At 44.6% G+C, this 23,143-nt stretch carries 22 protein-coding genes; 10 read left to right on the top strand and 12 right to left on the bottom strand.

Features of this window, described 5'->3' with window-relative positions:
- Positions 1 to 310 precede the first annotated feature (310 nt).
- Positions 311 to 1,249, top strand: a complete 939-nt coding sequence (locus tag K5L93_RS04580; RefSeq protein WP_220718662.1) for a nucleoside 2-deoxyribosyltransferase — start codon at positions 311 to 313, stop codon at positions 1,247 to 1,249.
- 71 nt (positions 1,250 to 1,320) lie between these two features.
- Positions 1,321 to 1,728, top strand: coding sequence for a hypothetical protein (locus tag K5L93_RS04575; RefSeq protein WP_220718661.1), 408 nt, complete (start codon positions 1,321 to 1,323; stop codon positions 1,726 to 1,728).
- Between the two features lie 31 nt (positions 1,729 to 1,759).
- Here K5L93_RS04575 and arsJ read toward each other — a convergent pair whose 3' ends face one another.
- From arsJ to K5L93_RS04555, 4 genes are all read right to left on the bottom strand, one after another.
- Complete coding sequence (arsJ, locus tag K5L93_RS04570; RefSeq protein ID WP_220718660.1) at positions 1,760 to 2,971, bottom strand: organoarsenical effux MFS transporter ArsJ; 1,212 nt, start codon at positions 2,969 to 2,971, stop codon at positions 1,760 to 1,762.
- Positions 2,972 to 3,241: 270 nt separating this feature from the next.
- A complete protein-coding gene (locus K5L93_RS04565) occupies positions 3,242 to 4,252 on the bottom strand; it encodes an ArsJ-associated glyceraldehyde-3-phosphate dehydrogenase (RefSeq protein ID WP_220718659.1) in 1,011 nt (336 codons plus the stop codon).
- Positions 4,253 to 4,263: 11 nt separating this feature from the next.
- On the bottom strand, positions 4,264 to 4,758 hold the full coding sequence (locus K5L93_RS04560) for a phosphatase domain-containing protein (protein WP_220718658.1): 495 nt from the start codon (positions 4,756 to 4,758) through the stop codon (positions 4,264 to 4,266).
- Between the two features lie 9 nt (positions 4,759 to 4,767).
- Entirely contained in the window at positions 4,768 to 5,550 is a 783-nt protein-coding gene (locus K5L93_RS04555; protein ID WP_220718657.1) for a metalloregulator ArsR/SmtB family transcription factor, read from the bottom strand.
- Positions 5,551 to 5,753: 203 nt separating this feature from the next.
- Here K5L93_RS04555 and K5L93_RS04550 point away from each other — a divergent pair, with 203 nt between their 5' ends.
- The 5 genes from K5L93_RS04550 (at position 5,754) to K5L93_RS04530 (ending at position 11,795) form a co-directional block, all read left to right on the top strand.
- Positions 5,754 to 5,993: an HP1242/YdcH family protein gene (locus K5L93_RS04550; protein ID WP_220718656.1), complete on the top strand. Its 240-nt coding sequence runs from the start codon at positions 5,754 to 5,756 to the stop codon at positions 5,991 to 5,993.
- Positions 5,994 to 6,280: 287 nt separating this feature from the next.
- Positions 6,281 to 7,051 carry a ribonuclease H family protein gene (locus K5L93_RS04545; RefSeq protein WP_220718655.1) on the top strand — a complete coding sequence of 257 codons (771 nt, stop codon included), beginning with the start codon at positions 6,281 to 6,283 and terminating at the stop codon, positions 7,049 to 7,051.
- A gap of 3 nt (positions 7,052 to 7,054) precedes the next feature.
- Positions 7,055 to 7,417, top strand: coding sequence for a hypothetical protein (locus tag K5L93_RS04540; RefSeq protein WP_220718654.1), 363 nt, complete (start codon positions 7,055 to 7,057; stop codon positions 7,415 to 7,417).
- A gap of 375 nt (positions 7,418 to 7,792) precedes the next feature.
- Positions 7,793 to 10,462 carry a nitrate reductase gene (locus K5L93_RS04535; RefSeq protein ID WP_220718653.1) on the top strand — a complete coding sequence of 890 codons (2,670 nt, stop codon included), beginning with the start codon at positions 7,793 to 7,795 and terminating at the stop codon, positions 10,460 to 10,462.
- 88 nt (positions 10,463 to 10,550) lie between these two features.
- On the top strand, positions 10,551 to 11,795 hold the full coding sequence (locus K5L93_RS04530; protein ID WP_220718652.1) for an EAL domain-containing protein: 1,245 nt from the start codon (positions 10,551 to 10,553) through the stop codon (positions 11,793 to 11,795).
- Positions 11,796 to 11,822: 27 nt separating this feature from the next.
- Here K5L93_RS04530 and glgC read toward each other — a convergent pair whose 3' ends face one another.
- Both glgC and K5L93_RS04520 read right to left on the bottom strand, forming a co-directional pair.
- Positions 11,823 to 13,076, bottom strand: coding sequence for a glucose-1-phosphate adenylyltransferase (glgC, locus tag K5L93_RS04525; RefSeq protein ID WP_220718651.1), 1,254 nt, complete (start codon positions 13,074 to 13,076; stop codon positions 11,823 to 11,825).
- A 323-nt stretch (positions 13,077 to 13,399) separates the two neighbouring features.
- Positions 13,400 to 14,119 (bottom strand): substrate-binding periplasmic protein, encoded by a 720-nt coding sequence (locus K5L93_RS04520; protein ID WP_220718650.1) that lies wholly within the window; start codon positions 14,117 to 14,119, stop codon positions 13,400 to 13,402.
- 73 nt (positions 14,120 to 14,192) lie between these two features.
- On the opposite strand from K5L93_RS04520, the gene K5L93_RS04515 reads away from it, so the two are divergent.
- Positions 14,193 to 15,320 (top strand): ISAs1 family transposase, encoded by a 1,128-nt coding sequence (locus tag K5L93_RS04515; protein WP_220718649.1) that lies wholly within the window; start codon positions 14,193 to 14,195, stop codon positions 15,318 to 15,320.
- 185 nt (positions 15,321 to 15,505) lie between these two features.
- Here the strand turns inward: K5L93_RS04515 and K5L93_RS04510 are convergent, their stop codons facing one another.
- The 4 genes from K5L93_RS04510 to K5L93_RS04495 form a co-directional block, all read right to left on the bottom strand.
- Positions 15,506 to 16,048, bottom strand: coding sequence for an acyl-CoA thioesterase (locus tag K5L93_RS04510; protein WP_220718648.1), 543 nt, complete (start codon positions 16,046 to 16,048; stop codon positions 15,506 to 15,508).
- Between the two features lie 118 nt (positions 16,049 to 16,166).
- Complete coding sequence (locus tag K5L93_RS04505; protein WP_220718647.1) at positions 16,167 to 16,733, bottom strand: NapC/NirT family cytochrome c; 567 nt, start codon at positions 16,731 to 16,733, stop codon at positions 16,167 to 16,169.
- Between the two features lie 49 nt (positions 16,734 to 16,782).
- Positions 16,783 to 18,249 carry a multiheme c-type cytochrome gene (locus K5L93_RS04500; RefSeq protein WP_152781855.1) on the bottom strand — a complete coding sequence of 489 codons (1,467 nt, stop codon included), beginning with the start codon at positions 18,247 to 18,249 and terminating at the stop codon, positions 16,783 to 16,785.
- Positions 18,250 to 18,363: 114 nt separating this feature from the next.
- A complete protein-coding gene (locus K5L93_RS04495) occupies positions 18,364 to 18,894 on the bottom strand; it encodes an NUDIX hydrolase (protein WP_220718646.1) in 531 nt (176 codons plus the stop codon).
- Positions 18,895 to 19,203: 309 nt separating this feature from the next.
- Between K5L93_RS04495 and K5L93_RS04490 the strand changes: the two genes are divergently transcribed.
- The gene (locus tag K5L93_RS04490) at positions 19,204 to 20,319 is read left to right on the top strand and encodes a phosphoserine transaminase (RefSeq protein ID WP_220718645.1); all 1,116 of its coding nucleotides are present in this window, start codon (positions 19,204 to 19,206) and stop codon (positions 20,317 to 20,319) included.
- 81 nt (positions 20,320 to 20,400) lie between these two features.
- A complete protein-coding gene (locus K5L93_RS04485) occupies positions 20,401 to 21,579 on the top strand; it encodes a 3-phosphoglycerate dehydrogenase family protein (protein ID WP_220718644.1) in 1,179 nt (392 codons plus the stop codon).
- On the opposite strand, the gene K5L93_RS04480 is transcribed toward K5L93_RS04485, so the two are convergent.
- On the bottom strand, positions 21,576 to 22,247 hold the full coding sequence (locus K5L93_RS04480) for a trimeric intracellular cation channel family protein (protein WP_220718643.1): 672 nt from the start codon (positions 22,245 to 22,247) through the stop codon (positions 21,576 to 21,578). The genes K5L93_RS04485 and K5L93_RS04480 overlap by 4 nt on opposite strands.
- A gap of 79 nt (positions 22,248 to 22,326) precedes the next feature.
- Positions 22,327 to 23,061, bottom strand: coding sequence for an autoinducer binding domain-containing protein (locus K5L93_RS04475; protein ID WP_246614984.1), 735 nt, complete (start codon positions 23,059 to 23,061; stop codon positions 22,327 to 22,329).
- Positions 23,062 to 23,143 lie beyond the last annotated feature (82 nt).

Raw genomic sequence — 23,143 nt, 5'->3', positions numbered from 1 at the left:
CATTATCTTATTTCCTCGTTACTCAGTGCCAAGCGAGCCTGCGCAACTCGCTACGCTCAAACAGTGCTCGGCTTAATCGCTTGGCACTTGCGTGACTCGGCGATAATGAAGGGGAAGGAAGAGCGAACATGAGGAATCTTAATTTATTGAGCTTGTTGTTATTTTAGAAAGTACTGTTAGGGTATGATTGTTGTAGATTTTTGCAGGTTGCTAGCTTTTTTGCATATAGAACCCAGATACCTTATAAGGTCGCAATAACCAAGTATTAAGCTGAACCTCAAATTGGCATACCAAACTAATAAGGAAGCAAATGAAAAACCAACCCAAACCATTCATCTTTGTTTTAATGCCATTTGATGACGTACTCAGTGATACTTATAAATTTGGCATCAAAGGAGCAGCTGAGGATGCAGGAGCATATGCAGAAAGGCTTGACGAGCAGATTTTTAATGAAGGAATGCTGGATAGAATATTTAACCAGATAAATAAAGCAGATGTAGTTGTAGCTGATATGACTGGCAGAAATCCAAATGTTTTCTACGAGGTGGGCTATGCTCACGCATTAGGAAAGAATGTAATTCTTCTCACTCAGAGTGCTGATGACATCCCCTTCGACCTGCAGCATCAGCAACACCTTGTTTATGATGGAAGCATAAGTAAACTGAAGGAAATGCTGTCTAGCAAGATTAAGTGGGCATTAGAACAGGAAAGAACGGACAACAAACCAAGCGAGTTTCTTTCACTGAGAGTATTTGATGTAGAAGTTCCCGCCAATGGCGACGGGGAAATCCCGTATATAGATGGCAGTATTCCAAGCGATGAAGAATATTTTACTCTCCCTGTTTATTTAAGAAATGAATCATCTAAGCCCGTTACTCCAATTACTCATGCATATCTGTTTTTGGAGGCTAATTCAGAGGTTGTTCCTGCAAACTATACAACTCAACAAATTATCAGTAATGCAGGATCTCCTCATAGTAAAGAAACAAAAAAGGTTGTTCCTCATCAGTTGCAATCATTTGATGCAATGGCGTTTGAAAATGATGATCTACTCTCACGGCAAGTGAGAATTCCAATTTCATTTGACGCGTTACCGCCTGGAGCAATAGAAGAAAGAAACATCGGTTTAATGTTTAGAGAAAATAGTCAAGATATGAATAAAAGACGCTTCAAGCTTCGAGTTCATACACAAGATAATGCTTTTCAATATACTTTCGATTTACGTATTCATGCCACAACTGGCAGATAACAAATAATGGTATTGATGGTGGCGGGGGAATGATATTGTCACATTGCTTAAGATAAGTTGCAGGTTAGCATTTGAATATAGCTGTTTTAAGAATTCAAGGTAATGAAAAGGAAATCGACGTAGTAAAAGCGTTGTATCCATTTAATATCATCGGAGAGTGGGAAAAAGGCGATTCAATTTCTAGAACTAGATTCTTTTCGTCATCTGGTTTCAGTGTGGATTTACCTGATGCAGATTCTCCAACGGAAATGCTTAATAATATTGAGTCTTTTTTTAACGAGTTAAGTTCTAGTTCTATCAATTTTGTTAACTTAAATCTAACTGCAAACTTGGATGTCGGACTTGGGGTTGGTGAATGTGAGCAGTATGCAGCCGAGTACGAAATCTCATTACCTCTCATGGAGTTAGCTTTAAAGGTTGGAGCTTCAATCTCTTTGACTGCCTATCCTGTTAATGAAATAGAGCAAACAAACGACTAGCCATCTATTTGGGTTGAGTGGCTTATATTCTTTACCCCTCGTTACCTTTCGGCAGCGCTACACTAATCACACAGCATATCGCTAACATCGCAAAGCTCACCCACAAACAGGCGGCGAGGCCGGCCATTTGAAATACTACGCCCGACAATACTGTACCCACTAATCGCCCCATGGCATTGGCCATGTAGTAAAAACCTACGTCCATGGATACGCCGTCTTCGCTGGCGTAACTCACCACTAAGTAAGAGTGCAGTGAGGAGTTAATGGCAAAGGCGATGCCAAATAACATTAAACCGACGATTATGGTGGCTTGTGGCTGCCAGCCTAGTTGCACTAAGTAAGCGAGGATGCCGGTAATAATGCTAAGCAATAGTGCCCAGATTAAGGCTGCGCCTTGCCCGGGCACTTTGCCCGATTGGCTGCCGGTGATTTTGGGAGCCAAGCCTTGCACTACGCCATAGGCGATGACCCACGCGGCCATAAAGGTGCCGGTTTCGATGTGTGACCAGTTTAAGCTGGCACCTAAATATACTGGCAGGGCAACTACAAACCATACGTCGCGGGCGGCAAATAAAAATAAACGGGCTGCTGCTAAAATATTGATTTGTGGGCTTTTAGAAAATATTTGCGAGAACTTAGGTTTGCTCTTGGCTTTGCCTAAGTCTTTTTCCAGCAGTTTTAAGCTTAATAGCAGCACCACAAACAATACCGCCGCCATAGCCAGCATCGATAGCTGAAAGCCAATTAAGTTAAGCAGCGCACCACCTAGAAAAAAGCCAAAGCCTTTTAGGGCGTTTTTTGAGCCGGTAAGAATGGCCACCCATTTGTACAAGCTATGTTGTTGGTCACCGCTCACTAAGCCCTTAATCGAGCTTTTAGCGCTCATTTTATTTAGATCTTTAGCTATGCCCGACAAGGCTTGCGCTGCCATAACTAAGGGAATAGATAAAAACTCAGAGGGCAAACCCAATGCCAACAAGGCAATAATTTGCATGGCCAAGCCAATGTTCATGGTGTGGTTAAGACCAATACGCGCCCCTAACCAGCCACCAATTAAATTGGTCACTACCCCAAAAAACTCGTAAAACAAGAACAGCATGGCAATCGCAATCGCCGAATAACCTAGCTGGTGAAAATACAGCACCACCAACATGCGCAATGCACCGTCGGTAATGGTGAAGTTCCAATAGTTAAAAGTAACTAATAGGTATTGTTTAAGTTGTTGAGGTAGTGCTTTTATCATGTTTACCTAGGGTCTGTTGATCTTTGGTGTTGAAATTTTGTTCGAGATAAGCGGGCTTTAATTGCGGCGAGCACTTTGAAGCCTAGTGGGCTAAGCGAGAAGTGCTTAACAAAGAGTAAAGTTCGCTTATCTGAACCCTTCGGGCAGCATTTGTTAGCCATTTATTCAGCGTTAGTGAGTGATTATTAAGCCCACTTAACTTCACACTCACTGCCTTGCCTAAATGGCGAATAAATTGCTGCAAAAACCATCAGCAAGGTTCAACAGGTCCTAGCTTTTATCTGCTAAACCAACTTTGCGAATAAGCTCGCTGGTGCGGGTTGCATAGCCCATTTCGTTGTCGTACCAGGCGTACACTTTAAGCATGCGTTTGCCTACCATCATGGTGGATTGTGCATCTACAATGCTAGAGCGTTGGTCACCCTTGTAGTCAATAGAAACTAGCGGCTTTTCTTCGTAACCCAGAATGCCTTTTAGCTCACCTTCGCTGGCTTGCTTAAACAGGCTATTTACTTCTTCGGCGGTGGTATCGCGCTCTAGAGTAAACACCATGTCGGTGAGTGACGCGTTAGCTAAAGGTACGCGCACAGCGTGGCCGTTTAGCTTGCCGTCTAGCTCTGGGAAAATATCGCAAATTGCTTTAGCGCTGCCGGTAGTGGTAGGAATTAACGACATGCCACAAGCGCGGGCGCGGCGTAAGTCTTTATGCGGTGCATCTAAAATGGTTTGGGTATTGGTTAAATCATGAATAGTGGTCATGCAGCCAGACTCAATACCCAAATGCTGTTGAATCACCTTAATTACAGGTGCCAAACAGTTAGTGGTACAAGATGCGGCGGTAACAATTTGGTGTTGGCTAGCATCAAAAATATCGTCATTCACACCCACAACAATGTTGGCTACACCGTCTTCTTTAACAGGCGCAGATACCACAACACGTTTAACGCCTTGGGCTAGGTAAGGTGCTAGTTTGGCTTTAGAACGGTGCACGCCGGTAGACTCAAGTACCACATCACAGCCCGACCAATCTACTTTGCTTAAGTCTTTTTCTTGGTAGCACTTAATGGTGTTGTTGTTGATAACAATGCCATCGGCGTTGTGTTCAACGCCGTGGTGCCAGCGCCCCTGTACAGAATCAAACTCGAGTAAGTGGCCTAGTGTTTCGGCATTGCCGGCCACATCGTTAATCATTACAAACTCTAACTCTGGCCAGTCGTAAGCTGCGCGCAGGGCAAGGCGGCCAATACGGCCAAAGCCGTTAATTCCTACTTTAATGGTCATTGCTAAGTCTCTTATTTGGCAAATTGTTGAATGTAAGTTTGTTGAGCAGGCACGCTGAATGCGTTGGGGCGCACTGCCTTAATTTTTGCGATGGCATCGTCTAGCTCGAAACCTAGCGCTAGCATAATGCGAGCAGCTAGCAAGCCAGTGCGGCCACTGCCACCTTTACAATGAATGGTTAAGTTCATGCCATTGTTTAGTAGCTGTAAAAAACGCGGAAGCACGCTTTGAAATTGCTCTTCCCAAGCTTCGTCTGGCACAGTGTCGTCTGCTAAAGGCAGGTGGAACCACTGCATATCGTGAGTGACAGACGTTTTCGGTAAATCACTTAAGTTATTGTCGGCCAGCTCTTGCTCGGTCATTAAGGTGATGAGTGCCGGGCTATTTTTGTAGCAAAGCTGTTGTAGTGAGGTAGAAAGATCTACCCCTTTAGTGCCTGGGCAAGGAGTTAACAGTAGTTGCGCTGTGTCGCTAACATCAACGGTAAAAATAGGATGTGAAGACATAAAAGTACCTTAATCTTGATTAACTAATTGGGGATTAGCCTGCTGCCTAATGCGTGCTAGCGGCTGGTTTATATAACTGGGGTTGGCTACTCGTGTAGTTGATAGCGTTTGCGCCACCCATTCTGGTAACAAGGGATTTAGGTGATAAAACACCTGCTGGCCTTGGCGCGTGGTAGACAATAACTGACATTCGCGCAGTAAGGCTAGGTGGCGCGATACCTTTGGTTGGCTTACTTCTAGAGCAGTACAAAGCTGATTAACGCTCAAGCGTTGTTCATCTTCTATCAGCATCAAAATTTGTAAGCGAGTATTGTCGCTAAACTGCTTAAATACATCGATGGCTTCGATTTGCAGTGCGGCTTGTGGGTTGTGATTAAAGCGCACAAATTCGGCTAAACGTAGTTCTAATTCGCTAAATACTTGCTCGAATAAGGCCATGCCTTGTTCGCCAGCGGGATCGGGCAAATTCCAATGCAAAATCGCTGCGCCTTTTGGCAGTAAGGCGCATTCTTGTTTAGCGCTGTCACACAAAGTAATGATGAAATTAAATAAAGCAGGGCGCTGAGTTTGCTGTTGAATATTTTGCTCAAGCTCCGCAATGGTTTTGCTGCGTAGGCCGCTGCTAGATAGACCTTGAGCCTGTAAGTGTTTAATGGTGCGAGGGTCGATACCTTTAGGCTGAGTGCCCGCACTATAAGCCACAAAGTGCTCTGGGTAACGTTGGTTAACCAAGGCTTCGGCTAACTGAGAGCGAGCAGCATTAGCGGTACATAAAAATAACACAGACAACATTACAGCAACCAGATATATGTAAAAGCGTATATACGGTATTTCATATATTATGTTTGAGCAAGTAAATTTTTCATCATGAGAAAAATTTAGTTTAACTGACAAATTAACACGGTGTTTTACAAGGGATTTGCTAAGTTTTAAGAACTAGTCAAATTTGGCTAAGGCTGAAACAACATATCGGGTTTAAATGGGAAGGAGTTTTTATGTTAGGTGAAGATCATTCTTTGGCAAAAGAGTTTCCAGAGCTACTAGATAAAATTACTGCCTTAACTGGCAGCGATGAGAAGTTTGCCGCAGACACCAAACGCTACAATGCCTTAGATAAAGAAATTCGTGTATTGGAGCTGCGCGGCGGCCCGATAGATGACGAGGCAATGCACCAGCTAAAACATGATAGGGCAGAGCTTAAAGACTCCCTTTATTTACGCTTAAAACACGCCTAACTGCTATAACACCCTCGCCGAGCGTAATGCTGGTCTAATACCATTTGTTAATGCGCTCGGTTGGTTTGTGTTTATCGCTAAGCTGTTTTAGTGTTTCTCTTCCTCGTTATTTAATTTGTATTGTGTAACAAGTAAAAAAATAGGGGAGCCTTTTAGATAAGCCTGTAAGCATCGGCAGTAAACCTGGTGGAGCTGTGTTACTGCAGTTTGATAAATGCTAAGTTTTTCTTCGTGTTCAGCGGCTTGCTTGGTTATATTAGCCCGCAAACTAAGTAAAAGAGCAAAACATGGCTAAAAAGTACTACGTGGTATGGCAAGGGCGAGACACCGGCATTTTTAACGATTGGCTCACTTGTAAACGCAGCATTGATAAGTTTGCTGGCGCGCGTTACAAGTCTTTCCCCACTTTAGCTGAGGCTGAAGCTGCTTTTGGCGGTAAGGCCAGTGCTAGTGTAAAAGCTTCCGGTGCAGCGCCAGCGCGTAAACGAGCGTCGGGGCAAACGGTGAAAACTTATACCGCTGCGGAAATCAATAAATTAGCCGCAGAAGTGAAAATTTATACCGACGGTGGCTGCGAGCCAAATCCAGGAGAGGCCGGCTCGGGCTTAGCCTTGTATCGCAACGAAGAGTTGGCCGAGCTTTGGTATGGCCTATATAACCCCATGGGCACTAACAATACCGCAGAACTAAACGCCCTTAATCAAGCAATGATTATGGCCCAGCAAGAGCTGGCAAAAGGCTTACGAGTGGCGATTTTGTGTGACTCTAAGTACTCCATTCAATGCATTACTCAATGGGCTGCAGGCTGGAAGAAAAAAGGCTGGAAGAAAGCCAGTGGTGAGATTAAGAATCTGCAGTTAATTCAGGAAATGTTTGAACGCTACCAACAGCTTAAAGACAAACTGCAAATATTGCATGTAAACGGCCATGTGGGAGTAGAGGGCAACGAGCTGGCAGATCGTATGTCGATGGTGGCCATTGCCGAGAAAAAGCAGCCTTTTGTTGCTTACAGCAAGGCTTTAAATATTCCGGCAATTCTTGCCTTGCGAGCGGGCTAGCCAATGGAAAATAAGCCTGAAGATACTCATCTTAGCGAACAACGTTTAGTGAGCTTGTCGGATATGGCAAACGCGGCTCATTTAAGCATTCAGCAAGATTTTGCGCACATCGATCCGGTGATAGGCATTAGTCGTAACATGCGTAAAAATGGCGTGCCGGCCGATGTGATGACCATAGATTGCTTAAAAACCAGCAAGCGGATTATTGTGATTTTGCATGATCAAAATCCTGAGCAAGTGCTGTATAAATTTGCTTTTAAAGAGCAAGACCCCGCGGGCGATTTTACTCAAATCGCTTTTGCCGAGTTTAACCAACAAGTACTTTACGGTTGGATAAAATCTTACTTTTCTCCAGCTGTAAACTAAGCATACAACCAGAGCTAAGGCTCTGGTTTTGTGTTTTATATCTTGCTAGCCATTGTTGTAAATAAGCTGGTTGGTTTAATCACTCTCCCGTTCAGCGCTTTATATCTGTTCGTATAAGAAATGAGCTTTAAACAGCTAGAAAGAGATGTTTGCTGTTATTTCAATAAAGCCCAATTTCGGGACGTGTTGCACCATGCTTGTGCGCTATTTTGTTTCAGCACTCAAAATTCGGCTTTTTCTGCCAATTTAGCGATTTTTTATACTCCTTAAGTAATAGGTTTTTGCGGGATTTTATTGGTTCGCCTTTTGCTTTGTATCTAAGCATTAAAGCGGGCAGTAAAAGCCCAGCAAAGAATAAGGTGAGGAGTTTACGTGGTGTCTCAACAACAATGGATTAAGACCACCTGCCCATATTGTGGAACGGGCTGTGGTGTTGAAGCAAAAGTAGCAAGTAATGGGGCGGTGGAAGTACGCGGTGATGCGAGCCATCCGGCCAACCGAGGCTTGTTATGTTCTAAAGGCTCAGCGCTGGGTGAAACGGTGATTAAACAAGGCCGTTTAGAGCATGCATATATTAAAGGCCATCAAGAATCTTTAGATAAAGCATTAAGTTATGTAGCCTCTCGCTTCAGCCAAACCATTGCTGAACATGGCCCCGAATCGGTAGCATTTTATGTTTCGGGACAGCTATTAACTGAAGACTACTACGTTGCTAACAAGCTGATTAAAGGCTTTATTGGTTGCTCAAACATCGATTCGAATTCTCGCTTATGTATGTCGTCTGCGGTTGCTGGCCATAAACGCGCCTTTGGTGAGGATATTGTCCCGGGGAGCTATGAAGATTTAGAGCATGCTCAGCTGGTGACCTTGGTTGGGTCAAACCTGGCCTGGTGTCACCCCATTGTTTACCAACGTTTAAAGCGCGCTAAGCAAGCCAATCCAAACTTAAAAGTTGTGGTGATTGACCCACGTAGAACCGATAGCTGCGATATTGCAGATTTACACCTGCCACTAAATGGCGGTAGCGATGTAGCCTTATTCAATGGTTTATTAGCGTATTTAAGTGAGCATGGAAAACTAGATAGTGATTATATCGCCCAGTTTACCGAGGGCTTCGAAGCTGCGGTGGCAAGCGCTGTAGAAGATGCTGGTGATTTAGCTGCCTTAGCCAAAACCTGTGGCTTAGAGCCTGAAGCGCTACTTCGTTTCTTCCAGTTGTTTGCTAACAACGAGCGTTGTGTCACCGTGTTTAGCCAAGGCGTTAATCAAAGCAGCCAAGGCGTAGACAAGGTTAATGCGATTATTAACAGCCACTTAGCTACAGGTAAGTTAGGTAAACTTGGCGCTAGCGCATTTTCTATTACCGGTCAGCCTAATGCTATGGGTGGGCGCGAAGTAGGTGCTTTATCTAACTTATTAGCCGGCCATTTAGACTACAAACCAGAGCATTTAGATGCCTTAGCGGGCTTTTGGAACACGTCCAACGTAAGCCAAAAGCCTGGCCATAAAGCCGTTGACTTGTTTGATAAAGTCGCCAAAGGCGAAATTAAAGCTATTTGGATTATGGGCACGAACCCTGCGGTAAGTTTGCCTGAGTCTGCAAAAATACGCGAAGCGCTGTTGTCATGCCCAATGGTGGTGGTGTCAGACTGTATTGCCGAAACCGATACAACCCGTTATGCCGATGTATTGTTACCGGCAGCAGGCTGGGGAGAGCGTGATGGCACAGTGACTAACTCGGAGCGAATGTTGTCTCGTCAGCGCGCTTTTGTTGAGGCGCAAGGTGATACTAAGCCTGATTGGTATTTAATAAGCCAAGTAGCGCAAAAAATGGGGTTTGTTGAAGCATTTTCTTATACCAGCTCGGCCGATATATTTAGTGAGCACGCTGCGTTATCTGGCCTGTTAGCAGAAAGTGGGGAGCGTTTATTTAACATAAGTGAGTTGTCGGGCAAAGACCAACAAGCCTTTGATGCCATTGAGCCACAGCGGTGGCCGGTAAGTAAACAAGGTAGCGATAATCGTAGTTTGTTTAGTGATGGTCGTTTCTCTACCGCTTCTGGTAAGGCACAACTTATTGCGGTGACTAACCAAGCGACTCAGCAAGTGACCAGTGAAGCCTTCCCCCTTGTATTGAACACTGGCCGGATGCGAGATCAGTGGCACACCATGACACGTACAGGTTTAGCTGCGCAGCTAAGTAGTCATAGCTCAGAGCCTTTGCTAGAAGTGAACCCACAAGATGCAGCTAACCAAGGTTTGTGTGATCACAGCATTGTGAATTTATCTAGCAATGTTGGTCAGCTAAAAGTGCGAATTCAAATCAGTGAAGGGCAAAAAGCCGGGCACGTATTTATGCCTATTCATTGGACCGAACAATATTCAAGTGATGGTTTAGTGAGCCAAGTGGTTGATAGCTCTGTGGATCCTCTTTCTGGTCAGCCTGAGTCAAAGTATACGCCGGTTAAATTGGCAGTTTGGGAATATGCCAGTGAGGCAGTCTTGCTTACAGCTAAGCCTTTAACAAAAGAGCAATGCCAAGCCTTACCTGCAGATTATTGGGTGAAACAAGGTTTGGCCGATGGCTTTTTATATCGCTTGGCTGATGGCCGCAGTCCTGCTGAATTAGCGGCCAAGCTAAAGGGCTTTTTAATGTCGCAAACCAAGCTGCAAAGCTTAGATTTTGCGGACCCTATCAAACAGAACTTCCGCAGCGCTTTGGTGATTGAGGGCGAGCTTTTCTCTAGCTTTAGCGTGGCGGCTAAAGGGGAGCTTAATGCAAGCTCTTGGTTGGAATCGTTGTTGCAGCAACCTATGTCTGACAATATTCGCCGCGGCGTGCTGGCAGGTACCAGCCCTGCGCCAGATTTAGGCAAAATAGTTTGTTCTTGTCACCAAGTTCGCGAGCAGACCATTAGTGATGTGATTAGCGAACATGCTTGCGAAAGTGCAGAGCAAGTGGGTAAGCATTGTAAAGCAGGAACCAACTGTGGATCTTGTGTTCCTGAGATAAAACGGATGATTAAAACTGTAACCATTGAGTAGCTAAGGTTTTTATGGCGTGGTTTGTGCATTGAACTAGTGATTAATTTTAGGCTATGCGCTGGTAGTATTGATATGGACAACAAATGCTGTGACTAGAAACCCTTCAAAAGTGGTGAGCTTGAATCATGCTCTATTAGCAGCTAAGCGGACACAACTCAATCCGCTTAGCTACTTCCCACATTACCAACCCATAGTGTACTTACCCACAGGTGAAATTGCCGGGTACGAAGCTTTGGCGCGCCGAAATAATCCGGCAGGAGAGCCTACCAGCGCCGGAGAGCTATTTGCTAATCATCAATATTCACTTAGCAATCGTCGCCAAGTAGATCGTTATGTAAGGCAGCAAGCCTTAGAGCAGTTTTCGCAATCACAGCAAGAAGGCTTTCTTACTTTAAATATCGTGCCCGATTGGGTGGATATGCTCAGTGAAGATATTGTTACGCCAACCATTTCGATGATTGAAAAAATTGGTATAGACCCAAGCCGTGTAGTGATGGAAATTACTGAAGCGAGTGGCAATATCGACAATTTGCAGCGAGTGGTGAAAGAGTACCACCAAGCTGGTTTAAAAGTGGCGATTGACGACTTTGGCGCTGGGGCTTCACAAATCGATCGAATTATCGCACTCGAACCAGACATCATTAAGTTAGATATGCGTTTGTTTAAAGACGCCACCAAAGGAGGCTTGCCCGCAGATGTGGTGTTGTCTATTTCTGAACTGGTACAGCGTGCGGGCTGTGAACTGATTTGTGAAGGCGTGGAAACCGAGCAGGAGTTTCACTTTGGGGTAGAGTGTGGTGCGCGTTATATGCAAGGTTGGTTGTTTTATAAAGCGGAGAAGGCGTTTCTATCTGCCCAGTCTAGCCAAGCTAAAGTTAAAACCCTATTAGCGAGTTATTTAAAACGCAAGAGTCAGCGCTCTTTAGCAACGGTAAAACACAATGTTTCTGTTAAGACTACGGTACTGGCGCTTAAACACCAATTACAAAATGGTGGCAATGCCTTAAGCTTAGAGCGGCAGCTCGCGAGTATGGGAATATTACGTTATTTTTTATGCCGTATCGATGGCACCCAAGTCTCACCAAACTTTGAAGTCACTAGCTTTGGTATTGAGGAAGATGATAACTTTGTAGGGTTTAACTGGAGTTTTCGACCCTATTTCCACGCCTTAATAGCTTTAGATTCGGTAAAGCCTCAGCAGTTAATTTTGTCGAAAATCTATCGAGACTCCAGCAGTAAAGAAATGTGTAAAACCTTTAGTACTTACTTAACTAAAGATTTGGTGTTGTTAGTGGACTGTAAGGTGGCAGACGATACCTTGTTGGTAGAATAAAGGGCTAGCAAGCTAGCCCCTTTTGAATCAACTTAGCATTTCACAGGAGACTAAAATAACGCCGCCGGCTGATACAGTGAAGCGGCGTTTGTCTTCGGCATCATCATAGCCAATGATCGTACCGTCTGGCACAACGCAGCCTTCGGCAATAATCGCCTTACGGATCTTACAGTTCTTACCAATGCTGCAGCCATTAAGTGCAATCACTTGCTCAAGCTCGCTGTGCTCTTCGACTCGCACATCCAACGAAAGTAGAGAGCGATCCACTTTAGCGCCCGATACGATGGTGCCAGCGGATAGTAGTGAATCGGTGGCGTAACCTCTGCGATCCTCTTCATTGAATACAAACTTAGCACCGGGGCGTTGTTTTTGATCGGTAATGATCGGCCAATCACGGTCGTATAAGTCTAGTTCAGGGTTAGGGTCAACTAAGTCCATGTTTGCTGCAAAGTACTCGTCAATATCACCGACATCGCGCCAGTAAGCCGTGCGCCCCGGATGGCCTTTATCGGCAAACACGTAGCCATAAACCTTGCGGTCTTTAAGCATGTTGGGAATTACGTTGTGGCCGAAGTCGTGTGAATAGCCTGGTTTTAACAAGCCTTTGCGTAGTTCATCGTCTAACACATCCATATTAAAAATGTATATGCCCATAGATACGAGGGCTTTTTCAGGATTGCTTGGGTCAGATTTAGGGTGAGCAGGCTTTTCTTCAAAATCGACTATTCTACCTTGATCATCTAAGCCCATTACGCCAAAAGAGGAGGCTTGTGATAAGGGTTTTCGAATACAAGCTACGGTAACATCGGCATCGTTTTCTGCATGGAAGTTGATCATGCGCGAATAGTCCATTTTGTAGATGTGGTCGCCACCTAGAATCAGTACTCGGTCATAGTGTTCATGATCAATAATATCGAGGTTTTGGTATACGGCATCAGCCGTGCCGCGGTACCAGTTTTCGCCAGTTCGTTGTTGCGCAGGAATAATTGACACTCGTTCGTTTAAGGCGGGGTTAAGAATTTGCCAACCCGATTGTAGATGCATGATCAAATCATGCGCCATATATTGCGTGAGTACCCCAATATTTCGCACCCCAGAATTAATACAATTTGATAGGGTGAAATCGATAATTCTATATTTACCACCAAAAGAAACTGCGGGCTTAGCAACCTTGTTGGTTAACTCTTTTAAACGAGTGCCTTTGCCTCCAGCAAGAACCAAAGCAACTGAACGTCTCACTAAGCGATTACTGGAAGTATGGGAATAGCGGTTTTCGGACATATCGAAAATTTCCTCGTGGGCCTAATAGAAAGTCTATGATAACGCTTTCATGCTGAATGTAACTGTCATTTATGACAGTTTTGGATTAAATATTTTATTCGATAAGTAAAAAAAAGATGATTTTTCTAAAAGGTGATCTTGAACAGCTAGCTGGCCCAAAGATAATTGGGCATTGCTACGATTTTAAAGCTGCTCAATTAGTGGGCTGTTAAATTTTTGTTATCTGTGTTGAGCTCAATTACTCTTGTGAAAACTGTTAAAAATAGCTGCTTGATCTAATTTGTAACACAAAATAGCTGTTTTCACTGGTTTAGCCAGCTGGTTCATTCTGAGTGCTCTAGCTGTTTATCATTTAATTGCTTGAGTCCGGCGTTAAATTTGTCGCGAAGCTCTGGGTCATGAAAACCCAATAGCCGCGGTGATTCTGGAAATATGAGGTGCTTGGTCACTGGCGCAGTAGGGCGTTTATTGGCAATAAGTTTTTGATTTAAATAGTGGAATATCCGCTTGTCTAAAACAATTACATCCACTTGTCCGCGGTATAAACGCTCTAGTTGGGCAGATTGGTTAGCAACTTCGGTATAGAATTTAGCTTGCTCAGTTGCTTTGGCAAAGTGTTCACCAAGGTACTTCTTAGCATTTTGAAAAGCCATTAAACGAAACTTAGCTAAGTCATCAATGGACTCGATGTTTAGCTGACGAATAGACAAGCTAATAGCGATGTTTTGATAAAAGATAACCGGTTCCGAAAGATAAGCGTGTGTGCCGTTGTTAGGGGCGTTTACAATGGCGTCTACGGCATTTTGTTCTAGCATCCGTTCTGCACGTAGATTAGAAGTGAAAATAACTTGCTTCACTTGATAGCCTGCATTGCTAAAAGCCTGCTTAATAATATCTAGCTGAATGCCAGATTGCTGCTCTTTGATGATGTAAGGCGGAATGGATTTGCTGGTGGCCAAGGTAATGGTTTGGGCTTGGGTGAAGCCCATGTAGCTAACAAAGAGAATTAATAAAGCAGGAAGCCAAATACAGGGCGAGATCATGAACGCTTTCGCCCTTTGATTTGACGCCGATCGCCGTCTGTGATCATATGCTCTCTTTTTGGGAGCCCTCACCATGCACATCAAATCGTTTCAGGAACACTTTAAGCCCGTCGAAGACCCTCGCCAAGGAGCCAAGGTGCGTCACCCGCTGTTCGATGTGTTGTTTGGTACCTTGTGTGCGGTGATTTCCGGCGCAAAAGGCTGGCACGATATTCGTGAATACGTGCTTGGCCACCACGACTGGTTTAGGGACCACGGGCTTTTTAAACTCGGTGTTCCTGTCGATGACACCTTTGCCCGGATCATCTCAAGCGTTGAACCTGAACAGTTCAGAGAGAGCTTTCTGGTGTGGATGAAAGCGGTACATGAACTAACTGAAGGCAACGTTGTTGCTATCGATGGCAAAACGCTCCGAGGCTCCTACAATCGCGACGAACGCAGTAGCGCCATCCACATGGTCAGCGCTTATGCGTCAGCCAATAAGTTGGTTCTCGGACAGCTAAAAACCGACAGCAAGAGCAACGAAATCATCGCAATCCCGGAACTGATAAAGATGCTTGAGCTGCGTGGCGCACTGGTCACCATTGATGCCATGGCATGCCAGACCAAGATCGCTAAAGCCATTGTTAAGCAAGGTGGTCACTACCTGCTGGCGGTAAAGGGCAATCAGAGCAACCTGGCAAAAGCGGTACAGGCAGCATTCAGTAAGCAGCGCGGGCAATCACCTGACGCACAAGAGCTTCAGACTGAAACAGGTCGGGGACGGATAGAATCCCGAATCAGCCACGTACTCAGAGCAGATGCGCTGGAAGGCGATTTCAGTAACTGGTGCAGCCTGAATACCATTGCTATGGTTGAGAGCTATCGCACCGAAAAAGGCAAACCGACCAGCCTTGAGTACCGTTACTACATCAGTTCTAAAGAGATGACAGCGACGCAAATTGCCACTGCTGTTCGCGAGCATTGGGCCATTGAAGCGATGCACTGGGTGCTCGATGTCAGTTTGCAGGAAGACGCCTGTCAGATATTTAAAAAGAACGCAGCGGAAAACCTAGCTTGTCTGCGCCATATGTCATTGAACATGCTGCGCTCTGAGCCGACTAAGGCCAGTATTCCGACGAAGCAGAAGCGCTGCTGGATGAAAACTGAAAACCTCGAGAAGGTGTTGGTCGCCGGGTTCTCAGCAATGGCTGATAGCTAAGTTTCGACGCAGACAATCGGTCAAAAAACATTCATGCGCTTGCCCTGAAGCCAAATAGGCTTTGGGTGTTTATTCATTGGTATACCAAGTCGCCGTTCTACTTAAATTATGGCAGATAGAACGACTTTTTGATTACCCATCGGCGGATATTTTATTGCTTACAGATTTCCAGCAAAGTAAGGCATTTAGCTTAGCACCGGAGATTCTTGCTTTTTAGTCGACAGTAGTTGCTTCCAGTGAGCTACCCGCATTGGTAACTCTGGAGAAGGATGATCATGGTCCACCAGAGACAGTAGCTCGCTCATTGGCACTGGCTTTTTACCTTTTAAAAATACTCCTCGCACTAAGATGGTGGCGTACAACGTATTATTGCCAATAAAGCGGTGTTCAAAATACCAATACTTTTCATCCCAGCCTAATAGCTTGCTGTGTAGCTCTACCTTGGCCATAGGTTTAATCGGGCGAATATAAGTTACCGACTGAGCATTCACTACGCCTAACCAGCGCTTTTTAAGTGCCACCGAGCCCAGTTTGGTTTTTAACATCATATCGATACGCCCTAGATCACCAAAGCTAAAGTAGCGAGAGTTCGTAAGGTGCATGTTGGCATCGCAATCTAAGGGTAAGGCACGTAGTTTAATAACAAAATCTTCCGTGGGATCTCGGTGAGTTTTGGCACTAAACCAATGGCGGATAAACATGCTTAATAGGCGAAAGTAGTGATTCATAATTTACTTTGTGGTTTTTTACAAGTTTTTAACATGAGAGGTCGGATGAGTAAAGAGTAGAAAAACAAAAGTCTTCAAAGCAGTTACTTTGAAGACTTTATATTTAATAGTAAAGGTCTTATTCGATTACTATCCGCTTGTGGGTTAAGCCTTGGTGGCAGTCTACGCAGGTTTCTCCGCGGGCGGCTATTTGCTGGTGATTTAATCGCGCGCGCTGTGGTTGTTTGCTTAAATCAAAGTTGTCACCTTGGTGGCAGTGTCGGCAGTTGGCTGAGTCATTGGCTTGCATATCACGCCAAACGGTTTCAGCAAGGGCTGGCCGGTGCTCTTCGAAATTCTCCTTGGTTATGGTGCCTACCATCATGTGATAAATATCGGCGGTGGCGGCAATTTTTACCTGTAGCATTTCCAAGTATGGGTGTGGTACGTGGCAGTCGGCACAGGTGGCGGCGATGTTGCTGCCGTCTCCGTAGTGACTCGATGCCTTGTACTCTTGCACAATAGTGTCCATTTTAAGGTGGCAACTAAAACAAAACTCATTAGTACTGGACAGTACTAAGCTGCCTTGCACAGTTGCTAAACCTAACACTAATACAAATACACCAATGGGTATCCCAACAATGAGTGGCTTTTTAAGCCAAGCCCATAGCTTTTGCCACCGAGTCTTCTGCTGGTTATTTGTCATATCAGCATCCTCTTTTAAAAGAGGGGAGCATTACTGCTCCCATCGGTGGCTATTTGCTTTCGCTTAAGTAACGGGCTTTAAACGCCGCTTGTGCTTCTTTTCTGGCTTTTTTCACTTCTTCCGGTTCGTTGCCACTAAACCAAGCGTGCTCTGGGCGATCGAGTATTTCGGCAAGAACAGCGCGGGCTTTTTCTGCACCTTCGGTATTGCCGTTGTGTTCGGCTTTTTCTACCACTTCTAGGAATTGTGGAACTAACTCTATGTAGAAGCGTTCTGCGACTTCATACATGCCGTGCCATTGCACGTAGTCTGGTGCTTGCATGGCAGCGCCGTGACGAGCTCTGCGTCCTTCGTGGTGCCATAAGTAGAACCAGGTCCATTCTATCTCTTCATCAAAGCCAGTTTCGGTTAGCATTTTTTCACTCTTCAACACATCCATTAAGTCTTTACCTGGACGGGCGAATTTGTCGTTGTATAAAACAACCAGTGAATCAAATTGTTGGTAGAAATTGTCGATCATCGACTTAGTATGGCAAGACTCACAGACGTTCTTCATGTCGTCGCGGCGTGCTTCCCAAGACTTAACTTCTTTACCTTGGGCCTTCGCTTTAGCATCAATTTTTTCCGAGATCGCTGGGCGCAATGTCCATGAAATGCGGTTGCCAACATCATGGGTAACAGGCAGCTCGCGAGTAGCTGACATATGACAAGTAGCACACGTTGGCGCGGCGTCGTAATCTTCACCAACAATCCACTTGGCCGAGTCGAGGTTCATCCGATCAACGTTGGCGTAGAAATTAATGCCATGCTTAGACTCTTCGTAAACCTCTTTTTGAGGGTGGTCTGGCCCTAGGTGACACTTACCACAGGCTTCTGGTCTGCGCGCTTGCACCATCGAAAATTCGTGGCGTTGGTGACAAGCAGTACAAGCGCCAACCGAGCCATCTGGGTTAATTCGTCCAATGCCGGTGTTGGGCCACGTGGTGGGGTCTAAATCGCCGTTTTCCAGCACTTTCACCTCAGAACCGTGACACTGCCAGCAGCCATTAACCGCAGCGGGAGACTGGCCATTAAAGGTGAGTGCTCCTTCCACTACCTCTGCGAGGAAGTTATCTAGTGAGCCAATGATCTGCCCAGCTTTTGCGTGGTGGCTTTTAGCGAACTCGTCAACTTCTTGAGTGTGGCAATTAGCACAATCGGTAGGTGAAACAATCACCGAGATAGTGTGGCCTTCGTGAGTGATGGCGTCTTTGTCTTCAGGGTTTGCTTGGTGACATTCGTAGCACCCTACGTTGGCTCCGTAGTGTTTTGAACGGCCCCATTGTGCATAAATTGATGGGTTTTTGTCTTTATGACATCCGGCACACTCGGCGCTTTCTTGGCTGAGCTGCTTGAATGGTTTTAGCACTAAGGCTTTGGGTTCCGCATTACTTGAAAATGACAGTATTAAACACAGCGCTGCTGCCAAGGTGAGTATTGCAGTAATAACACTAGAACTACGGGGATGGTTATCCATATTTGTACCCTCTTTTTGCTTCCTGCTAGAAGTTCTTGTTGTTCGCTTTTTGAGCAAATTAACCATAGTAAAAATATGGTTAAAAGGGTATGTTCTAAATCAACTTTATGTGATTTATTTGTAAATAGGATTGATGGTTTGTTGAGAAAGTTCTTTAAGTCCTTGCTTTACCGATGTAAAAGCTATTTTGTCTAAAGGAAGGTTTTTTAGATTCTGCCATTGCCAGCCTGCCACATCATCTCTTGCTTGTGGTGATATTTTGCTGTCTAGCAAGTAAACAAAAAAGCTGTCGCAAGTATGATAAAGCACTTGGTTGTAGGTATATTGATTAGCAAATGAGCCAAAGTAGCTAAATTTTTCGGTGGCTAGTTCAAGCCCAAGTTCTTCATTTAGCTCTCGTTGTAAGCCCTGCTCTAAGCTTTCGCCATATTCAATGAATCCACCCGGTAAGTCCCAGTAGCCTTTTTGCGGATCAATGGCGCGCTCTACCAGTAATAGTTCTCCTTTATATATGAGTAAGGCGCCAGCGGTAGAGGCCATATTGTGAAAGTAGCTAAATTGGCATTGTTCACAAACCCATTGTTTAACATCGATTTGCTTGAATGTAGTACTGGAGCATTGTGGGCAATAAGTAAGGGCTGGCAAGCTATGTTCGCTTTTTGAGATTGAGACTTTGTTAAATACTACCCAGCTTTAGGTCTTAAATGAAGTCAAGGATTTGGGCCTTAGTGTTATATGGTGGATTAGTATCGCTATTTAGTTTTAAGCGTTACTCACCACTATTTATGCTCTGCAATTATCTTGATAATTAGAACATTTACCTTTGTTTGTATTGAAGTTTTCGCCAGCGTTTAAAGTTGGTGTTAGGTCATTTTATGCTCTAGCTCTCTCGCATATACTGCTTTTAGTTATTATTCCATTGCCTAGTTAGGCAGCTACTTACAAGGATCGTTAATGAAACCGCAGTTAAAACCCAATTGCCCAAATTTTTCATCTGGGCCTTGTGCAAAACGACCGGGCTACGCACTTAGCCAGCTGAACATTGATGCGCTGGGCCGCTCTCATCGCAGTAAAATTGGTAAAGCTCAACTAGGCGAAGCGATTCAACTTACCGAGCAATTATTGGAGTTACCAGAAGGTTACCGAGTGGGCATTGTTCCGGGTTCTGATACTGGAGCGATGGAAATGGTGATGTGGTCGCTTTTAGGCCCTAAGCCATTAGATATTTTTAGTTGGGAGTCTTTTGGTAAAGGGTGGTTCACCGATGTGAGCAAGCAGCTAAAGCTTGAGCAGGTTAATCACTACAGCAGTGATTACGGCCAGTTGCCAGACATGAACCTAGCTAACCCTGATAACGATTGCATTTTTACCTGGAACGGCACCACCTCTGGTGTGGCGGTGCCAAATGGTGATTGGATAAGCTCGCAACGCAGCGGATTAACGATTTGTGATGCTACTTCTGCAGTATTTGCTATGCCTATGCCTTGGGAAAAGCTTGATGTTGTGACTTACAGCTGGCAAAAAGCGTTGGGCGGTGAGGGCGCTCATGGGGTGATTATTCTTAGCCCACGAGCAGTAGAACGATTAGAGAGCTACCAACCAAGTTGGCCAATGCCTAAAGTATTTCGATTAACCCAAGGAGGGAAACTCATTGAAGGTATATTCAAAGGCGAAACGATTAACACGCCGTCGATGTTATGTGTGGCGGACTATGTCGACGCCCTCAAATGGGTTCAATCGTTGGGCGGAGTCTCGGCAAGTATCAGTAAATCCGAGCAAAACCTTGAAGTTATAAAGCGATTTGTTGCCGACAACGCGTGGATCAGTTTCTTGGCTAAGCAGCCTGAAACCCTATCAAATACCAGTGTTTGTTTAACTCTAGATGCTTCAGCTGATCAGGTTAAAACCATTATTGGTCTGTTAGACCAAGAGCAGGTTGCTTTTGACATAGGTGCCTACCGAGATGCTCCTGCAGGCTTGCGCATTTGGTGTGGTGCCACCGTTGAGAAAGAAGATCTAGAGCGCTTTATGCCATGGTTAGCCTGGGCATACAAGCAGGTGTGCTTATAAGTTTGTACAGATTTTAATATTCTATTTTCGTGCTGCAGTTTGTCACGAAAACACCGTAATTGTTGTTTAGGGAGAAACTGTATGCCGAATATTCGGACCATTAATAATATTCACCAACAAGGTTTGGCTTGTTTTAATGAGCGCTACCAAGTGGCTGAAGGGCAAGAGGCTCCAGATGCCATTATGCTCCGCAGCGCTAATCTACATGACTACAATTTTCCAAGTGAAGTTAAAGCCTTAGCGCGTTGTGGTGCTGGAGTAAATAACATTCCCATCCAGCGTTGTAGTGAGCAGGGTATCGTTGTGTTTAATACGCCTGGCGCTAATGCCAATGCCGTAAAAGAGTTAGTCTTGGGGGGAATGCTACTAAGTGCGCGTAACATCTCTGCTGGTTTAAGCTTTATTGAGGGCTTGAGCGAAGATATGGACGCAAAAGCTTTGCAGCTTAAAGTTGAAGCCGAGAAAAAAGAGTTTGTTGGCTCGGAGCTTACCGGTAAAACGCTAGGAGTAGTTGGCTTAGGTGCTATTGGTGCCGAGGTGGCTCATGCTGCTCTTGGTTTAGGCATGAAGGTGGTTGGCTTTGACCCTGCGCTTAGTGTGCAAGCAGCTTGGCGTCTATCTTCAGAGGTTGAGTGTGCTGATGAGCTAAAAGATCTTTTAGCTGCTAGTGATTATGTCACTATTCATGTGCCTGCTAACAAACATACCCAAGGCTTAATTAATAGCGATAACTTAGCATCTATCAAACAAGGTGCTGTGTTGCTCAACTTTGCGCGAGGCAGCATTGTAGACGAAGACGCCTTGCTTACCGCCTTAGCCAAACAGCAGTTATCTCAATACGTTAGCGACTTCCCTAGCCTTGCTTTACTAAAACATCCTAAGGTACTTAGTTTGCCACACCTAGGCGCAAGCACTCATGAGGCAGAGCAAAACTGTGCAGTAATGGCAGCACGCCAGTTAATTGATTTCTTGGAGAATGGAAACATTCATAATTCGGTTAATTTTCCTAACATTAAGTTGAGTAGAACGGAAGGCTACCGTATTGCCTTTGCTAACGACAACGTACCCAAGGTATTAAGTAATGTATTAGCCTTGCTCTCAGATATGGATATTAACGTGATTGATATGCTGAACAAGAGTCGCAATGACATTGCTTACACTTTAATGGATATTGCTATGCCAGCCACTAAAGAGCTTTTAGGCGCAATTGCCAAGGTAGAACATGTTTTTCATGTGAACGCGATTGGTGAACACGCTTAAGGTTTATGTTGTTGTTTACGAATTTCCCGGTTTTGTAGTTTACTAAGTGTGAAGCTGGGAAATCTTAAATCTAATTCTACGGCGAGTATTCGTAATAACAATGCCGCGCTACTAGATAGCAATATATTGTACACATCGTTGATGCCAAAGTGATTGAGTATTACGTAGCTTAAACTACCCAATAAACATACTGTTACATATATTTCAGGCTCAAAAATAACCAATTTAACTTGTAACATTAAATCGCGTATTGCAGAGCCCAAGGTGGAGGTTATTACTCCCATCAATATGGCAATTAATGGAGTTACTTCATAGCTCAAAGCCTTACTAGTGCCAAGTACGGCAAACAAGGCAATACCTGCAGCATCCATCCACAATAAAATGCGGTCAATTTTAATCACCCAATGAGCAAAAAAGTAAGTCATTATTGAGGCGACAATGCATACAGTTAGGTAGTTGGGGTCGGCAATCCAAAATATTTGCTCGGTTCTTAATAATAAATCTCGAATTGTGCCACCACCAATGCCGGTTACGGTGCCAACAAATACAAATGCCAGAATATCTAGCTCGCGCTTTGCAGCAGCCAGCGCGCCAGTTAGCGCAAACACAAATACTGCGATTAAACCTATCAGGTATAAAGTGGAGTGAAAATCTAATTCAAGGGTCATATTGGCTACTGGTGATGAAAAACAGCTAGATTATAGTCTATAACTATTTGGCGACTTTGATTTCTAACAGAAGTCAGCTTTAGATTAAGCCCATTAGGGCCGCTTTCACTGTTGCAGCGGTTTTATTTACTACATCTAGTTTGCGCATCGCTTGGCTAATATGAAAATTGACAGTTCGAGCGGTGATACTAAGTATGGTGGCTATCTCTTCAGCGGTTTTTCCGTCGGCAGTCCACTTTAGCATTTCCAATTCACGCACGCTCAGTTCTGGCATTTCAAGCTTTTCCTCGGTAATGCGTGATGCAAGTCCATGATGAGTGACTTGAGTTAGCCATAATAACTGATATCGGTAGCGCACTAACTCTGCGGGTGTGAGCATCTCAGAAGAACGGGCTAGGGTTAACATGCCTACAGTACCATTGGCTTGGCGGGAAGATTGCGCCCAGCCGTACTCAAGACCAAATGCTCGAGCGTCTTCCATTAGCTCTGGTGTTTGGGAGAACACTTGGTCACTCCAAACAATCGGCAGTTGGGACGTCATCCCATGGTGCACTGTAGGATCAACTGCCAAATAGTTTTTCTCTTGGTAGGTATGTTGCCAAATAGTGGGGTAGTTATTGAGCATTTCGGTGCGAGGAGCAGACAAGGGATAAGGAACCCGCAAGCCATAAGCGCAAAAGTCAAACCCTAAAGCGTTGGTGATTTTAGATAATTCTTGGAAAAAGGCCTCACTAGAACCTTGGGTTTCCAACAAACAGAACTGTTCTTCTAACCAAGCTTCCATGGTGGTTTTATCTTCTCCTATTTTATGCAAAAAATGCGCATAATCATTTATCTGTAGAGTTACTAGTATAGCGCAACTGTTAATGTTGACAATTGAAGCTTGAGCTTCAGAA

Source organism: Agarivorans litoreus, from assembly GCF_019649015.1.
Taxonomy (GTDB): domain Bacteria; phylum Pseudomonadota; class Gammaproteobacteria; order Enterobacterales; family Celerinatantimonadaceae; genus Agarivorans; species Agarivorans litoreus.
Note: the sequence above shows the minus strand (reverse complement) of the source record. Positions and strands in the feature narration are given on the sequence as shown.

What these genes read in the sequence shown, in the direction of transcription:
- K5L93_RS04545 (WP_220718655.1), top strand. Translation starts at nt 6,281, where the DNA reads ATGGCTAAAAAGTACTACGTGGTATGGCAAGGGCGAGACACCGGCATT.
- K5L93_RS04515 (WP_220718649.1), top strand. Translation starts at nt 14,193, where the DNA reads ATGCACATCAAATCGTTTCAGGAACACTTTAAGCCCGTCGAAGACCCT.
- arsJ (WP_220718660.1), bottom strand. Translation starts at nt 2,971, where the DNA reads ATGATAAAAGCACTACCTCAACAACTTAAACAATACCTATTAGTTACT.
- K5L93_RS04485 (WP_220718644.1), top strand. Translation starts at nt 20,401, where the DNA reads ATGCCGAATATTCGGACCATTAATAATATTCACCAACAAGGTTTGGCT.
- K5L93_RS04555 (WP_220718657.1), bottom strand. Translation starts at nt 5,550, where the DNA reads ATGTTGTCTGTGTTATTTTTATGTACCGCTAATGCTGCTCGCTCTCAG.
- K5L93_RS04500 (WP_152781855.1), bottom strand. Translation starts at nt 18,249, where the DNA reads ATGGATAACCATCCCCGTAGTTCTAGTGTTATTACTGCAATACTCACC.
- K5L93_RS04490 (WP_220718645.1), top strand. Translation starts at nt 19,204, where the DNA reads ATGAAACCGCAGTTAAAACCCAATTGCCCAAATTTTTCATCTGGGCCT.
- K5L93_RS04580 (WP_220718662.1), top strand. Translation starts at nt 311, where the DNA reads ATGAAAAACCAACCCAAACCATTCATCTTTGTTTTAATGCCATTTGAT.
- K5L93_RS04540 (WP_220718654.1), top strand. Translation starts at nt 7,055, where the DNA reads ATGGAAAATAAGCCTGAAGATACTCATCTTAGCGAACAACGTTTAGTG.
- K5L93_RS04480 (WP_220718643.1), bottom strand. Translation starts at nt 22,247, where the DNA reads ATGACCCTTGAATTAGATTTTCACTCCACTTTATACCTGATAGGTTTA.
- K5L93_RS04510 (WP_220718648.1), bottom strand. Translation starts at nt 16,048, where the DNA reads ATGAATCACTACTTTCGCCTATTAAGCATGTTTATCCGCCATTGGTTT.
- K5L93_RS04550 (WP_220718656.1), top strand. Translation starts at nt 5,754, where the DNA reads ATGTTAGGTGAAGATCATTCTTTGGCAAAAGAGTTTCCAGAGCTACTA.
- K5L93_RS04520 (WP_220718650.1), bottom strand. Translation starts at nt 14,119, where the DNA reads ATGATCTCGCCCTGTATTTGGCTTCCTGCTTTATTAATTCTCTTTGTT.
- glgC (WP_220718651.1), bottom strand. Translation starts at nt 13,076, where the DNA reads ATGTCCGAAAACCGCTATTCCCATACTTCCAGTAATCGCTTAGTGAGA.
- K5L93_RS04505 (WP_220718647.1), bottom strand. Translation starts at nt 16,733, where the DNA reads ATGACAAATAACCAGCAGAAGACTCGGTGGCAAAAGCTATGGGCTTGG.
- K5L93_RS04565 (WP_220718659.1), bottom strand. Translation starts at nt 4,252, where the DNA reads ATGACCATTAAAGTAGGAATTAACGGCTTTGGCCGTATTGGCCGCCTT.
- K5L93_RS04560 (WP_220718658.1), bottom strand. Translation starts at nt 4,758, where the DNA reads ATGTCTTCACATCCTATTTTTACCGTTGATGTTAGCGACACAGCGCAA.